11 protein-coding genes are annotated in these 15,308 nt (G+C 65.5%); 6 read left to right on the plus strand and 5 right to left on the minus strand.

All coding sequences use genetic code 11. The annotated features are described in order from the left end of the window. Nucleotides 1-75: 75 nt before the first annotated feature. Nucleotides 76-3,132: a glycosyl hydrolase family 28-related protein gene (locus ABC969_RS00890; RefSeq protein ID WP_345862352.1), complete on the minus strand. Its 3,057-nt coding sequence runs from the start codon at nt 3,130-3,132 to the stop codon at nt 76-78. Between the two features lie 187 nt (nt 3,133-3,319). Between ABC969_RS00890 and ABC969_RS00895 the strand changes: the two genes are divergently transcribed. The 4 genes from ABC969_RS00895 (at nt 3,320) to ABC969_RS00910 (ending at nt 9,250) form a co-directional block, all read left to right on the plus strand. Further along, nucleotides 3,320-3,877 (plus strand): gluconokinase, encoded by a 558-nt coding sequence (locus ABC969_RS00895; RefSeq protein WP_380808848.1) that lies wholly within the window; start codon nt 3,320-3,322, stop codon nt 3,875-3,877. 57 nt (nt 3,878-3,934) lie between these two features. Continuing rightward, complete coding sequence (locus ABC969_RS00900) at nt 3,935-4,894, plus strand: alpha/beta hydrolase (protein ID WP_345862353.1); 960 nt, start codon at nt 3,935-3,937, stop codon at nt 4,892-4,894. Nucleotides 4,895-5,052: 158 nt separating this feature from the next. Beyond that, nucleotides 5,053-6,339, plus strand: coding sequence for a PQQ-dependent sugar dehydrogenase (locus ABC969_RS00905; protein ID WP_345862354.1), 1,287 nt, complete (start codon nt 5,053-5,055; stop codon nt 6,337-6,339). Between the two features lie 400 nt (nt 6,340-6,739). Next, entirely contained in the window at nt 6,740-9,250 is a 2,511-nt protein-coding gene (locus tag ABC969_RS00910) for a cellulase N-terminal Ig-like domain-containing protein (RefSeq protein WP_345862355.1), read from the plus strand. Nucleotides 9,251-9,489: 239 nt separating this feature from the next. Here ABC969_RS00910 and ABC969_RS00915 read toward each other — a convergent pair whose 3' ends face one another. Further along, nucleotides 9,490-10,206 carry a pirin family protein gene (locus tag ABC969_RS00915; RefSeq protein ID WP_345862356.1) on the minus strand — a complete coding sequence of 239 codons (717 nt, stop codon included), beginning with the start codon at nt 10,204-10,206 and terminating at the stop codon, nt 9,490-9,492. A 125-nt stretch (nt 10,207-10,331) separates the two neighbouring features. Between ABC969_RS00915 and ABC969_RS00920 the strand changes: the two genes are divergently transcribed. Both ABC969_RS00920 and ctrA read left to right on the plus strand, forming a co-directional pair. Further along, entirely contained in the window at nt 10,332-11,243 is a 912-nt protein-coding gene (locus ABC969_RS00920) for a LysR family transcriptional regulator (protein WP_345862357.1), read from the plus strand. Between the two features lie 234 nt (nt 11,244-11,477). After that, nucleotides 11,478-12,185, plus strand: coding sequence for a response regulator transcription factor CtrA (gene ctrA, locus ABC969_RS00925; protein WP_345862358.1), 708 nt, complete (start codon nt 11,478-11,480; stop codon nt 12,183-12,185). Between the two features lie 210 nt (nt 12,186-12,395). Here ctrA and ABC969_RS00930 read toward each other — a convergent pair whose 3' ends face one another. The 3 genes from ABC969_RS00930 to ABC969_RS00940 form a co-directional block, all read right to left on the minus strand. Then, nucleotides 12,396-12,719, minus strand: a complete 324-nt coding sequence (locus ABC969_RS00930) for a GIY-YIG nuclease family protein (RefSeq protein ID WP_345862359.1) — start codon at nt 12,717-12,719, stop codon at nt 12,396-12,398. 80 nt (nt 12,720-12,799) lie between these two features. Next, nucleotides 12,800-14,443 (minus strand): amidohydrolase, encoded by a 1,644-nt coding sequence (locus tag ABC969_RS00935; protein WP_345863776.1) that lies wholly within the window; start codon nt 14,441-14,443, stop codon nt 12,800-12,802. Then, the gene (locus ABC969_RS00940) at nt 14,443-15,297 is read right to left on the minus strand and encodes an NAD(P)-dependent oxidoreductase (RefSeq protein WP_345862360.1); all 855 of its coding nucleotides are present in this window, start codon (nt 15,295-15,297) and stop codon (nt 14,443-14,445) included. Before ABC969_RS00940 ends, ABC969_RS00935 begins: the two co-directional genes overlap by 1 nt. Nucleotides 15,298-15,308: the final 11 nt, after the last annotated feature.

Consider the following 15,308-nt stretch of genomic DNA (forward strand, 5'->3'; position numbering starts at 1 on the left):
CGAGCCGTCGCGCCATCGTGGAGTCGTTCTATCGGATCGCGATCGCAGCGACATCTACGACCATGGTCGCAAATCCTATGGCTGCGCGGCGTACAGCGCATGATGCGCGAGGATGAACAAGGTGCGCCCATCCGCCCCACCGAACAGCAACTGTAACGGCCGCTCCGGCACGTCGATCCGCCCCTGTTCACTGCCGTCCGCGCCGTAGACGAACACCTGTCCATTGGCGACGTACACGCGCCCGTCCGGCCCTACGGCAACGCTTTCGCCCCCGCGCGGCGCGAACGGCTTGAGATCGGTTACCGTGCCCCCGGCGCCAAGGAGTCCGCTATAAGTGCGCGCCTCCGATGCGTTGGCGAGATGGATGCGTTCGCCGACCTTGCCGCTCACGAAGCCGTACGTGTCGAGCGTATCGGAAAAGCGCCAGCCAAGATGATCGCTCGGCCCCTGCTGCCACACGCGAAACGCTGGCAGCACCACGCTGCCATCGGGTGAGACATATTCCCGCGATTTGGCCACGCCCATGTCCCGCGCGAACATCTCGGCCAGCGTGGTGAAATGGTCCGCCGCTGGATCATATTGATCGCGAAACTCGCCATTATTCCAGAAACTGCCCGGCACGGCGATGCGCGCGCCCCGCCGCTCGGCCACCGGCGTCGGCGCGATCACGCGCACCGCCAGCGGATCCTTGGGGTCGAGGCTATACACCGTCGCTTCGGGACCGTCGGAGGACAGCACGAGCAGCTTGCCCGACGCATCGACCGCCAGATTGACCGGATCGAGCGGCGCATCCGCGACCACGGAGAGTCTTTCCTTGTCCGACCAGCCATGAATGCGCTGGAACTGGCGATCCACGAAATAGAGCTTGCCCGCGGCATCCACCGCGCCGCCGCCGATCGAATAGAAACCGTCGGCCAACTTCCGCACCGCGCTCAGCGAAGCCGTCGCTGCCCCCGCCGGGGCGTCGGTGACGTCCAGCACGGCGAACTCGCGCTCGCGCACGTCAAGGCCACGCGTCACATCGCGAATGGCATTTTCATACGGGAACTTGCTCGCCCGCAAATACGTGCCGCAGCCATTGGCATCGCACGTCGCAAAACCGCTTTCGGCATTCACATGCACGTTGCGGAAACGGATGCCGCTCGAATTGGTCAGCGTCACTGCGGCCGGCGCCGGCTGCAGCGAGCGGGTCACGCGATAGCCATGGAAATTGGCGAACAGCAGGTCGCGCGAATTGCGGATCTCCAGCGCCACCGTCGTCCGCCCCTCGCCCGCCTCTTCCTCGGTCTGCGGCGCGAGGAACTCCCAGTTGCGCACCCCGTCGAGCACGATCTCGGCGCGCACATGATGCTCGGCCGACATCTGATAGACGTGGCCCGACGTGCTCGTGTTCGACACGTACAGTCCGGCCTGCGCATAGGTATTGGGCGTCCACAGCCCGTTGAACGTGCCCCCGCCGCCATCAGTCACCCACAGGCTGGAATATTGCCCGTCCCAGCGCTTCCGGGGATCGGCATCGCCGGTGTGATTGGCATTATAGGGATCGAAGCGGCTCCCATCGGCCAGGTTGGTGCCATGCCCGCCCTGGAACTTGACGTCGTCGATCAGCGATGCGGCGCCGGCGCGCCACACAATCCCCGCCGCGCGCGGGTTCACCCCGCCGGTGGCGATGCCGAGACCGGTCACGATCGCGTCGCCGCCCTGCGCGCTCTCGATCAGCCCCTTGGGCGCGCCGACGCCGCGAAACGCCGCGCTGTCGTCCGCCAGCACGATCTGTGTGAGGCTCGGGTGCAGCCCGATCAGTACGCTGTCGGGGCGCAGCTTCAGCGTATCGCTCACGCGGTAGAAGCCGCTCGGGAAATAGAGCACGCGGTGCGTGTCGATCGCGCGCTGCAACGCCGCGGTGTCATCGGCGACGTTATCGCCCTTCACGCCGAGGGTGCGCACATCGGTCCAGCGCGATACCGCCGGAAACGCGCGGATCGCCGCCGCCGGCCGGTGCGGCAGCGCGCGCAGCGGCGCGGCGGCCATCCGCGTCTGATACGTGCCCGTGGCCCCCAGCGAGGGCAGCGTCAGCCCGTAAGTGAATTCCTTCACGCCGTACCGTGGCCCCGGCCCTGCCACCGTCTTGCCGCTATCGCGAAACCGCGCGAACACCGGCGTGGCGCTCGCCGTCGCCTCCTCGAAGCCGATCTGCGTATAGGCATTGCCCTCGTTGCTGATCACCACTCCGGCACGCGAAACATTCTCGAAGCGCACCCGGCTGCCCCACAGCCAGTCGCCGTAACCGCGGTCGATCTCGATCCCCACCGGCACGTTGCGGATCACCGTGTTGACCAGCGTCAGCCCCGCCTCATGCTCGCGGATCGCGGCATCGCGCTGCCCCTCGAAGCTCGAATCGAGCAATGTATAGGGCCAGGCGGGCGAAGGCTTCTCGGTCAGGATCCCATAGCGCCCGCCCTGGAAATGCAGGTCCATGCCGAGATTGCCGACCTGATAGATCCCGGCCAATGCCGATCCCAGGCGAAAGTCGATATGGCTGAGATAGGCATGCTGCGCCGTGTGCGAACGCACCGCAGTCGCCGCGGGATTGCCCGCGCCGATCTCGAAATCGACGTTGCTCATCGCCGAATAGAAAGTGCCCGAATTGGCATCGGCAATGTTGGCATAGAACGGCACGCTGGTCGGCGGCGGCACGGCCACGCGCGGTGCAGCGACCACCCCGCCCGGCCCCGGTGCAGCGCCGCCCGGTCGGTTGCCGGTAAAGAAGATCATGCTCCCCACGCCGCGCTGGAAGCCGGGCGTCGCCGGCGCCAGCACGAAGGTCGGCCGCGTCTTGCCCACCCCGAACAGGCGCACGCCGGGCCACATATAGACGGTGCGGCTCAGTCGATAACGGCCCGCGGGCAGGAACACGATCCCCCCGCCCGGCTTTCCCGCCGCATCGATCGCCGCCTGCAGCGCCGCGGTATCGTCCGCCACGCCATCGCCCATGCCCCGGGCGATGATCGCGCTTGGATCGGACGGCATCGTCGCGAACGCCGATGGCCCCGCCCAGGCCGGCGCCGCCGGCAACACCGGCATCAGCACGGCGACCGCCCAGGTCGTCCCCCAGCCCATTTGTCGTGCCATCATGCTGCCCCTCGCCCGTGTTCCCGACCGCTGCGGTTATGCCGCTCCATGCTATGCCGCATAGGCGATGCGCAACAGCCGCCGCGACCGCGACAAAGGTCGTAATGGTCAAGCCCCGCCACACACCCGATAGCATTGCCGCCAGCCGCTCTCGCGGGAGATCGGCGCTGAAACGCAAGGAAGCGCGGTGCACGCAGACGATCGGAAGGCACTGCCGCGCGTGGCGATCATCGCCATGGGAGTAAGCGGCAGCGGCAAATCGACGCTTGCCGCGTGCCTCGCCGCCAAGCTCGGCTGCGCGCCGATCGAGGGCGACGATCATCACGCCGCCGCCAGCATCGCCAAGATGCGCGCGGGTCACCCGTTAGACGATGCCGATCGCTGGCCGTGGCTCGATCGCCTCGGCACGGCAATCGGCGCAGCGGTCGCGCGCGATGGTATCGCCGTGGCCGCCTGCTCCGCGCTCAAACGCAGCTACCGCCGCCGCCTCGAAATCGCTGCCGGGGTGCCGCTGCGGTTCGTCCTGCTCGATGGCACGCGTGACGAGATTGCCCGCCGCCTTGCCGCGCGCACCGCGCATTACATGCCGGCGACATTGCTCGACAGCCAGTTCGCCGCACTGGAACGGCCGGGCGCCGACGAACCCGCGCTCATCCTGCCCGCAGCGGCCACAGCGGCAGACCTCACACACGACATATGGCTCTGGTTGTCCGTTGGGCGCGCCGCCCCCCACGCTGCGAAATGATTGTACGGCGGTGATTACAATCGTACCCAGGTCGCGTAACCCCATAGGAGGCGCGCCATGAGCATTCTTGCTGCGGTCTTGTCGGCGTCCGTGACGGTCGCCGGTGCGCCGATCCCGGCGGAAACCTATATCGAGGCCAAAGGCCCGTCGGGTCCGCTCAAGGGAACCATGGTGTCGCCCGCTACGCCCGACGCGCCGATCGTCCTGATCATCCCCGGTTCCGGCCCGATCGATCGCGATGGCAACAGCCCGGCGGGGCTCAAGGCCCGATCGCTCAAGCTGCTCGCCGAGGGCCTCGCGGCGAACGGCATCGCCTCGGTGCGGATCGACAAGCGCGGGATGTACGCCAGCGCCGCCGCCATCCCCAACGCCAATGCCGTCACGATCGGCGATTATGCGTCCGACGTGCACGCCTGGGCAACCGCGATCAGGCGCCGGTCGGGTGCCAACTGCATCTGGGTGCTGGGGCACAGCGAGGGTGGTCTGGTCGCGCTCGCCGCCGGCCGCGATAGCGCCGATATCTGCGGGCTGATCCTGGTATCCACCGCGGGCCGCCCTTTGGGCGCGGTGCTGGCGGAGCAATTGAAGTCCAACCCGGCCAACACGCCGATCCTGGATCAAGCCTTGTCGGCGATCGCCACGCTCGAAGGGGGCCAGCATGTCGAGCCTTCCAACCTGCATCCCGCGCTGCTGCCGCTATTCAGTCCCGCCGTGCAGAACTACCTGATCGATGCCATGGCCCAGGATCCGGCAAAGCTCATCGCCGCGTTTCCGAAGCCCGTCCTGATCCTGCAGGGCGAGCGCGATATCCAGGTCGGGGTGCACGATGCGCAGTTGCTCAAGCAGGCGGCGCCGACCGCCAAGCTGGTCCTGCTTCGCGACACAAATCATGTCCTGAAGACCGTGACCTCGGATGCGCGTAATGCCAACATCGCAACCTATGCCGATCCCAGCCTGCCGCTGGCGCCCGGCGTGGTCCCGAGCATTGCCGCGTTCATCACCACCTCGCGGCGATAACTGCGCCGGGTGTCGGCCATCAGTCGAATCTCTCGTTCCTGCGATCGTCCCATCGGCACGGTAGGTGAGGATCGGTACAGTGCGCTTCCCGGTATAATCCAATAGCATATCAATCGCTTTTGCGGCAGATCCGCCGCTCCCGATGAGAGGATGTCCCTGTGTTGCGTAACCCATCGATCGGCCTGGCCACCACCCTGCTGCTGGCGGCCTGCGGGCCGGCCGGCCCCGCACAGCCTCCCATTGCGTCCAATGCATCGGAAGCCTCTGAGGCATCCAAGCCCCCCGTAAATTACGGGGCGGCAACGCCCGCCACCGCCCAGCCGTTCAAGATCGCGCCGGTCGCCAGCTTCGATACGCCCTGGGCGCTCGCCTTTCTGCCGGACCAGCGCATGCTCGTGACGGAAAAGCCCGGCCATCTGTGGCTGGTAACCCCGGCCGGCGTAAAAACCGAAGTCAGCGGCGTGCCGAAGGTCCATTTCGAAGGGCAAGGCGGTCTGCTCGCCGTGGTGACCGCACCCAGCTTCGCGCAGACGCGGCAGATCTACCTTACCTATTCCGAACCGGGCGATGGCGGCGATGGGCTGGCGCTGGCCCGCGCCACGCTGGATAGCAGCACCGCTCAGCCGACGCTGAAGGATGTCCGTGTCATCTGGCGGCAATTGCCGCGCGGCAAAGGCGGTCAATTCGGCGGATACATCACGTTCTCGCCCGATGGTCGCTACCTTTTCCTGACCTCGGGCGAGCGCCAGCGGTTCACGCCCGCGCAGGATCCCGATCAGGCGCTGGGCAAGATCCTGCGGCTGACGCTCGACGGCAAGCCCGCACCGGGCAATCCCGGTGCGGGCAAGACCGGCGCCACCACCATCGGCGTGATCGATCCGCCGGAAAATACCGGTGCCGCCGCCACCGCCGCGGTGCGCACCGCCACCATGCCAAGCCCGAACCTCACGCCGGCGGAAACCTGGAGCACCGGTCATCGCAATCCTTACGGGCTCGCCTTCGATTCACGCGGGCGATTGTGGGAAACCGAGATGGGGCCGCAGGGCGGTGACGAACTGAATCTGATCGAGCCGGGCAAGAATTATGGCTGGCCCGTCGTCTCCTACGGCAAGAATTATGATGATACGCCGATCGCCGCGCACAGCGGCAATGCCAAATATCAGCAGCCGGTATTATACTGGAATCCGATCATCGCGCCGGCAGGCCTGGCCTTTTATCGCGGCAACATGTTCCCCGAATGGCAGAACTCGGCCTTTGTCGGCGGCCTGGCATCGATGGCACTGGTCCGGATTGACTTTGACGGGGCGGTGCCGCGCGAAGCGGAGCGGTGGGAAATGGGCGCGCGCATCCGCGCCGTCATGGCCGGCCCGGATGGCGCGTTATGGCTGCTCGAGGACGGCCCTAACGGGCGATTGCTGCGCCTGACCCCGAAACGGGCCGGGTGAGGCAAGCATCGCTGGCGTCGCAAACCCGGCCAGGGTCTGATCCAGATGTCACGCAACATTCCCCGCGCCCACCGCACCAGCCGGCCCGCATCAGGCGCGGCTGGCGCGGTGGCGCGGTGGTCCCAATGGCGGATCGGCGGTAAAATGGATCGGGTTGGAAAGCCGGCGCCTGTCGCGGTGCCGGGGGAACCGGGCCGCAAGCACGCGCCGATCACCCATCTCCTAAGATCTGCCGTGAACATCCAGTGGCACGGCCCTGATCCGGATCACGTCTCAACTGCTTGACGCGAGGCCCATAGTCATCGCACCCTTGCCGCGACACGCCGAAAATGCGGCGGACTTAGGAGAGGTTATGCCCCGAATGTCGCGAGCGCTCGGTTGCTCTTTAGGCTCCCTGCCCATGCTGCTGCTCATCGGTGCCGCGCCCGATGACGCCCGGCTCACGCTCAGCCCCAAGGGCTATCTGACCGAACCCGGGCTCGACGTCATCGTCTTCGACGATATCTATCCCGATGGTCATCAGACCGGGGTGACCATCATCCAGCACGGCACGCGGGTTGCCGCCAATGGCGATCTCCGGCTGGAGCCGGAGCCCGGCCAATGGTCCCCGATGCCCGCCTCCGCCGGCAAGCGCGTGATCGATCCGGCCACCGGCACGATCACGCAAGCGCTGACCTATCCCGATGCGAGCAAGAACGGGCGCGGGTTCAATCCGATCTTCTACCCCGATCTGAAACTCGATTACCGCGTTCGCGTCACGCCCGCGGGCGGCAACAGCTTCCGCATCTCGGTCGATCTCGATCAGCCGATCCCGCGCGACCGCGTCGGCCAGATCGGCTTCAATCTCGAGCTGTTCCCTACGCAACTGTTCGGCAAAGCGTGGACGCTGGACGATCAGAGCGGCATTTTCCCGCGCCAGCCGAACGGTCCGGTCGACAAGTCCGCCGACGCCCAACTCCCGGTGCCGCGCAATGCGCAGCCCAACGGTCCCGTCCAGTCGCTGAATGGTCAGGCACTCGCGCGGCCCCTCGCCCGCGGTCGCGCGCTGGTCGTCGCGCCCGAAGAAGACAGCCAGCGCATCCGCATCGAGAGCGTGAACGGCCAGCTCGAGCTGCGCGACGGGCGATCCGCGCACAATAATGGCTGGTATATCGTCCGGCAGGCGGTCGCCGCCGGGGCCACGCGCGGCGCGGTCGAATGGATCGTCACGCCCAACGTGATGCCCAACTGGCGCTCCAAGCCGGTGATCCAGGTCTCACAGATCGGCTATGCGCCCGGCCAGCCCAAGCGCGCGGTGATCGAGCTCGATCCCGCCGACCCGACCGATGCCCCCGCGCAGCTCTTCCGCCTCACGCCGGAGGGCCGGCGCGAGGTGATGGCGTCGGTCCCGCAAGGCTGGGGCGATTTCCTGCGCTACCGCTATCTGCAATTCGATTTCAGCCGCGTCACGCAGCCCGGCATGTACCAGATCGGCTATCGCGGCGCGCTGTCGCACCCGTTCCGCATCGACGCGGATGTCTATGCCCGCCACGCCTGGCAGCCGACGCTGGAATATTTCCTGCCGATCCAGATGTGCCACATGCTGGTGCGCGAGAAATACCGTGTCTGGCACGGGCGCGATCATCTGGATGACGCGCGGATGGCGCCGATCAATCTCAATCATTTCGATGGCTATGCGCAAGGCCCTGCGACGCTGACCAAATACAAGCCCGGCGATCATGTGCCGGAGCTCGATGCGGGCGGCTGGCATGATGCGGGCGATGACGATCTGCGCGTCGAATCGCAGATCGGCGAGGTCTGGATCCTGTCCAAGATGGTTGAGGAATTCGGCCTCGATCATGATGCGACGCGCATCGATCAGGCGCGCAAGCTGGTCGAGATCCGCGATCCCGATGGCAAGAACGATGCGCTCCAGCAGATCGAGCATGGCCTGCTGACCGTCCTTGGCGGTTATCGGGCGATGGGCCGGCTCTATCGCGGCGTGATAACCCCGTCGCTGCGGCAATATGCCCTGCTCGGCGATACCGTGAACGTCACCGACAACGTGCCGGGTAGCGGGGGCACCGAGTTGGGCGTCGATGCCAATGGCGCGCCGGTCACCGCCGATGATCGCTGGGTGTTCACTGAGGACAATCCCGATCGGGAGCTGGATACTGCGGCGGGATTGGCGGCATCGGCACGCGTGCTGCGCGCCAGCAATCCGGCGCTTGCCGCCGAGGCGCTCGCCGCAGCGCGCGATCTCACCGCCAAAGCGGGCGCGCGGGCCAAGCTTGCCCCACGTGTCTTCGCGCTCGCCGAATTGCTGCAGGCGACCGGCGAGCAAGGCTATGCCGCGCAGCTCAGCGCGCTCGAGCCGCAGATCCTGCAGGAAATCGAGCGGACCGGCTGGATGCTCCACACCGTACAGCGGCAATTGCCGAGCGGGTTCCGCGAACGGCTGGCCCAGGCGGTGGCGACCTATCAGGCGAAGGTCGCCGCCGATGCCCGCACCGATTCCCCCTATGGCGTGCCCTACAAGCCGGAAATCTGGGGCGCTGGCTGGCAGATCCAGGAACGCGGGGTGCGTCAGTATTTCTTTCACAAGGGCTGGCCGGGCGTCACCAGCACGGACAGCTATGTCAACGCGCTGAACTTCGTGCTTGGCGTCCACCCGGGCGAGAATACGGCGAGCTTCGTGTCCGGGGTCGGCGCGAAATCCGCCACCACCGCCTACGGGATCAACCGCGCAGACTGGAGCTATGTCCCGGGCGGGGTTATCTCGGGCACCAATCTGATCCGCCCCGATCTGCCCGAGCTCAAGGTCTGGCCGTATTTCTGGCAGCAGACCGAATATGTCATGGGCGGCGGCGCCACCAACTACATGTTCCTCGCGCTCGCCGCCGACAAGCTCTACCGCGGCGGGGCCAAATAAGTTCAGGCCCGCGCCGCCGCCGAACCACCGTCCGGGCTATGCGCGGTGGCGGAAGGCGCACGACCGCGCGGGATCTGGCGCGGCTCGGGCTGTTCTGGCTGCAGGGGGTTACATATAGCTACACTCCATAAAAAGGACGTAAGAATTGGTTGTCACCTCAGCACACGCTGCGGTCTCAATGGGGGACGCGCGTTACGCGCCCCAACAAGATCCCAGCTTTCTCTGGGGTGATGGTGTAGTTATTCGCTGTCGACCAGCACGATCTCGGTATCCTCGATCGCCGTGATCACAACGGTCTGCCCGCCTTCGAGTGCCGCGCCATCGCGCGCATCGAAACGCTGGCCGTCAATCTCGACCGCGCCCTTGGCCAGCACGAAATAGGCATGACGCCCATCGCCGACGCTATGCGTGACGCTGTCACCGGCCGTTACCGTAGCGCCGAGCACGCGGGCATCGGTGCGGATCGGCAGCGCGCCGACATCCTCGGCAAAGCCGCTCGCCAGCACCTGGAATTCGCCGTTGCGCGCTTCCTTGGGGAAAGGCTTCGCGCCCCAACTGGGCGCGCCGCCCTTGCGGGTCGGCTCGATCCAGATCTGGAAGATCGTCGTCGTCTCGTTTTCCAGATTGAATTCGGAATGGCGCACGCCGGTGCCCGCGCTCATCACCTGCACGTCGCCAGCACCGGTGCGGCCCTTGTTGCCGAGCGAATCCTGATGCGTGATCGCGCCGCTGCGGACATAGGTGATGATCTCCATATCCTTGTGCGGATGCGCCGGAAAGCCGCTATTGGCGCCGATCTCGTCATCGTTCCACACGCGGATCGCGCCCCAGCCCATCCGCGCCGGATCATAATAATTGGCGAAGGAGAAATGGTGCCGCGCGTTGAGCCAGCCGTGATTGGCATGGCCCAGGCTATCGAACGCGCGCTTTTCAATTTTGCTCTTGGTCTCGAACATGGTGCAATCCTCAAGAAGAAGTTGTTGCCGCCAAGATAAGCGTTTGGATCACACCGTAAATGGAAACGCTGGAAACCAATCGTTTCGATTGGTAAATGACCGAACCGATTGGAAAAGGATTCGTTATGCGCCTGCCGGACCTCGAAGCCTGGGCGATCTTTGCCCAGGTCGTCGAACATCGCTCGTTCAGCGGCGCCGCCGATGCCATCGGCGTCTCCAAGGCGACCGTGTCGAAGGCGATCACGCGGCTGGAAGCGCATCTCAACCAATCCCTGTTCCACCGCACCTCGCGGCGCCTGACGCTGACCGAGAGCGGCAAGGCGCTGGCCGAACACGCCGCGCGCATCCTGGCCGAGGCCAATGCCGCCGAGGAGGCCGCACGCGACGCCGCCACTGCGCCGACCGGGCTGGTCCGCCTTACCGCCCCGATGACGCTCGGGCTGCTGCACGTGGCGCCGCTGATCGCCGAATTCCTGACGCTGCACCCGGGCATCGAGATCGATTTGAACCTCACCGACGGCAAGGTCGATATCGTCGCCGATGGCTTCGACGTGGCGCTGCGCATCGCCGATCTGCCCGACAGTTCGCTGCGCTCGCGGCGCCTCGGCCCCGTCACCGCGCACATTGTCGCCGCGCCGTCCTATCTGCAATTGCACGGTCGGCCGACCCATCCGGCGCAGCTCGGCGAGCGGCCCTGCTTTGCCTATACCAACGTTACCGGGCCGTGGCGCTTCACCGGCCCCGAGGGCGGCGAAGCAGCGGTGCGGCCGACCGGCCCGCTGCGCGCCAATAGCGGCGACGCGCTGCTCCCCGCGCTGCGCGCCGGGCTCGGCATCGGCATCCTGCCCGATTTCATCGTTGGCCCGGATCTCGTCAACGGGACGCTGGAGGCGATCCTCACCGACTGGAGCCTGCCCCCGATCGCGCTTCACCTGCTCACCCCCCCAAGCAACTTGCGGCCCGCGCGCGTCGAAACGCTGATTGCCTTCCTGGCCGATCGTATGCGCACCGTGTGCACCGCCGATAGTTACGCCTGAGCGAACCGATCGTTAACTTCATGGTGCAATACCGCTGCTGCGCCGCAACCATTCGGTGCGCCAGTCGTTTTGGCGAATTGGTGACTTTGCAAAAATCTGTTCCCGAATCTCGAGTTAGGCCAATTAATTCGAAATTAACCTTTTACCTTCATCTGTGATGAGGTTAATAGTTTATGCGTAATCGGATCGAGGCATTGTGGCTTGATCGACTGCGAGTGAACAGGGGACAGCCTGATGCGCGTGTTGCTGATTGAAGACGAGCCAACGACCGCCAAGGCGATCGACTTGATGCTGACCACCGAAGGTTTCAACGTTTACACGACCGACCTTGGCGAAGAAGGCCTGGATCTGGGCAAGCTCTACGATTACGACATCATCCTGCTCGATCTCAACCTGCCCGACATGCATGGTTATGACGTGCTCAAGAAGCTGCGCGTCGCCCGAGTGCAGACGCCGGTGCTGATTCTGAGCGGCGTCAACGAAATGGATAGCAAGGTCCGCAGCTTCGGCTTCGGCGCGGACGATTACGTCACCAAGCCGTTCCACCGCGAAGAACTCACCGCGCGGATCCATGCCGTGGTGCGCCGCTCGAAGGGCCACAGCCAGTCGGTCATCCGCACCGGCAAGCTGGCGGTCAATCTCGATGCCAAGACGGTCGAGGTGGATGGCAGCCGCGTGCATCTGACCGGCAAGGAATATGCCATGCTCGAGCTGCTCAGCCTGCGCAAAAGCACCACGCTGACCAAGGAAATGTTCCTCAACCATCTGTATGGCGGGATGGACGAGCCTGAGCTCAAGATCATCGACGTGTTCATCTGCAAGCTGCGCAAGAAGCTCAGCATGGCATGCGGCGGCGAAAATTATATCGAGACGGTATGGGGCCGCGGCTATGTGCTGCGCGATCCGGACGAAATGGGCATGCCGATCGCCGAAGTCGCGTAACGGACGTGTAGCGCTGCTACCCGCAGCCAATGGCCGCGGCATCGGGGGGTGCCGCGGTTTTTTTTCTGGGCGTGGGCGCGCGCTTGCCCAAATTCTACCGTCATCCTGAACTCGTTTCAGGATCCAGGCGCGATCATCCGCCTCACGGACACCGCCTATGGGACAACTGACCGCGCCTGGATGCGGAACCCTAAATTCAGGCTGACGGTATCACATCTTCCACCGCGGCGCCGACAATGGCGGCAGCCCGTAATCCAGCGCCAGATCGCGCCATGTCGGATTGTTTGCCTCGATCAGATTGATCTTCCAGTCGCGATGCCAGTTCTTCAGCTGCTTCTCGCGCATAATAGCGGCCTCCATCACGCCAGCGAACTCGATCCAGACCAGCCGTTTGATGCCATAACGCTTGGTGAAGCCTTCAATCAGCGCGTCGCGATGCTGAACCATGCGGCCCACCGGCACCGAGGTAACGCCGATATACAAGGAGCCGCGCTTCTGGCTCGCCAGAATGTAAACCGCGGGTGTGCGTTCCAACGACCTTGCCCCCGTTGCGATCGACCGCGCCTGGATCCTGAAACAAGTTCAGGATGACGGCAAGGGGAGCGGCGGCAGTCCTATTTCCGCTCCCACACCTTCTCGCCGCCGACCCATGTCTCCTGCACCTTGGTCGCGCGCAACTCACTCGGGCTTGCGAGCAGCGGATCGCGATCGACGATGATGAAATCGGCGCGCTGCCCCGGTGCCAGGCGGCCGAACTTGTCCTCGGCAAAGCCGGCATAAGCGGCGCCCTGCGTGAAGGCCCACCACGCCTGTTCGCGCGTCACCGCCTCTTCCGGTCGCCAGCCGCCGAACGGCTGCCCCGCCGCATCGGTGCGCGTGAACGCGGTTGCCCAGCCGGCGAAGGGATCGGGGCTTTCGACCGGATAATCCGAGCCGAACGCCAGTTTCCCGCCGTTCTGGAGCATCGTATGCCAGGCATAGGCGCCGACCAGCCGCGCCGGCCCCAGCCGCGCCTCGGCCATCACCCGGTCGCTGCTTTCGTGCACCGGCTGCATCGAGGCGATCGTGCCAAATTTGCCGAAGCGTGGCAGATCGACGGGATCGACGATCTGCGCATGTTCGATGCGCCAGCGGCGATCGCCCTTATAGGTATCAGACATCGCCTCGATCGCGTCGAGCGCCTGTGCATTGGCCTTGTCGCCGATCGCGTGCACCGCGACCTGGAAACCCTCGAGCGACGCGCGGCTCATCAGATTGCGGATCACATCCTCCGCCATGAAGCCGAGCCCGCTTTCCTTGGGCGCATCGGCATAGGGCGCTTTCAGCCACGCGCCGCGCGAACCCAGCGCGCCATCGGCATACAGCTTCACCCCGCCCAGCCGCAATTTGTCGCCGTATAGCCACGGCGTTGGCCCACGCCCGGCGATCTGCACCGCGGTATCGACGCTGCTGGCATAGATCATCAGCCGCACGCGCATCGCGCCGAGATCGCCCATCCGGCGATAGGCCAGCCAATCGTCGATCGTCGCGCCCATATCGGCGGTGGCGGTGATACCGTTGCTCAGCAGGATGCTCTGCGCCTTGACGAAGGCGGCGTTGCGATCGGACGGCAGCGGCTGCGGCACGGCCTTCTCGACCAGCTGCTGCGCGGCATCGACGAACACGCCGCTCGGCTGCGCGCCCGTCTTCTCGATCCGCCCGCCGGCCGGCGACACGCTCCTGGCGGTGACACCTGCGGCTTTCAGCGCGGCGCTGTTGCCCCAGCCGGCATGGCCATCGACGCGCGACAACCAGACGGGGCGATCGCTGACCACGGCATCGATATCCGCCGCGGTGGGGAAGCGCCCCAGCCCCCACACTTCCTGATTCCAGCCGCCGCCCAGGATCCATTTGCGATCCGGATTGGCCTTGGCATAAGCCGCAATTTTGGCCTTGGCCGCGTCCAGCGATGTGGTGTCCGACAGGTCCAGCGCCAGCGCGCGGAAGCCGAGTTCCATGACATGGCCGTGCCCATCCACGAAGCCGGGCAGCAATGTCCGGCCCTTGAGATCGGCGCGCCAATCGAGCTTTTCCGGCCGCTTGTCGCCACGCTGCAGCAGCTTCGTCACCTTGCCGTCGGGCGTCATCAACAGCCCGGTGAACTGGATCGGCTTGCCATCCTTGTCCATTGTCACGCCATTGACGTTATCGATCAACGCATCGGCAAAAGCGGGGGTGGCCAGCGCCAGCAGCGACACCGTCGCCAGTACAAAACGCATCACTTCGGCAATCTCCTGACCAACGCACTCGTATCCTGGCGCGACCCGCCCATTTTCTGCACTTCGGCATAGAATTGATCGACCAGCGCCGCGACCGGCAGCACCGCCCCGTTGCGCTTTGCCTCGTCGAGCGCAAGCCCCAGATCCTTGCGCATCCAATCGACCGCGAAGCCGAAATCGAAGCGCTCCTCGCCCATCGATTGCCAGCGATTGACCATCTGCCAGCTTTGCGCCGCGCCGCCCGAAATCGCCTCGAACACTTTCGCCAGATCGAGGTCGCTGGCCTGCGCGAAGCGCAATGCCTCGCTCACCCCCTGCAACACGCCGGCAATGGCGATCTGGTTGACCATCTTGGTGGTCTGCCCCGCCCCCGCCGCGCCGACATGCACGATGCGCGCGGCATAGACCGCGATGATCGGCTCGGCCGCTGCCATCGCCGCGGGCGATCCGCCGCACATGATCGACAATGCGCCCGTTTCAGCACCGGCCTGCCCGCCCGAGACCGGCGCATCGACCACCAAAGATCGCGCCGCCGCCAATCGCCGCGCAATATCCGCCGACACGGTGGTGTGATCGATGAACACCGCGTCCTCGCGCATCGCGCCAAACGCGCCTTCCGCGCCCAGCGTTACTGCAGCCAGATCATCGTCATTGCCGACGCAGGTGATCACGGCATCCATGCCTGCCGCCGCTGCCGCCGGGGTGTCGGCCACCGCGCCGCCATAGTGCGCGGCCCACGCCTCCGCCTTGCTGCGCGTGCGATTATAAACGGTTACGGCGTGTCCCGCCGAAACGAGGTGCCCCGCCATGGGCGCGCCCATGACGCCGGTACCGATGAATGCGATTGTTGCCATCGTTCCGCGAT

This window comes from Sphingomonas qilianensis (assembly GCF_039614825.1).
GTDB classification, from domain to species: domain Bacteria; phylum Pseudomonadota; class Alphaproteobacteria; order Sphingomonadales; family Sphingomonadaceae; genus Sphingomonas; species Sphingomonas qilianensis.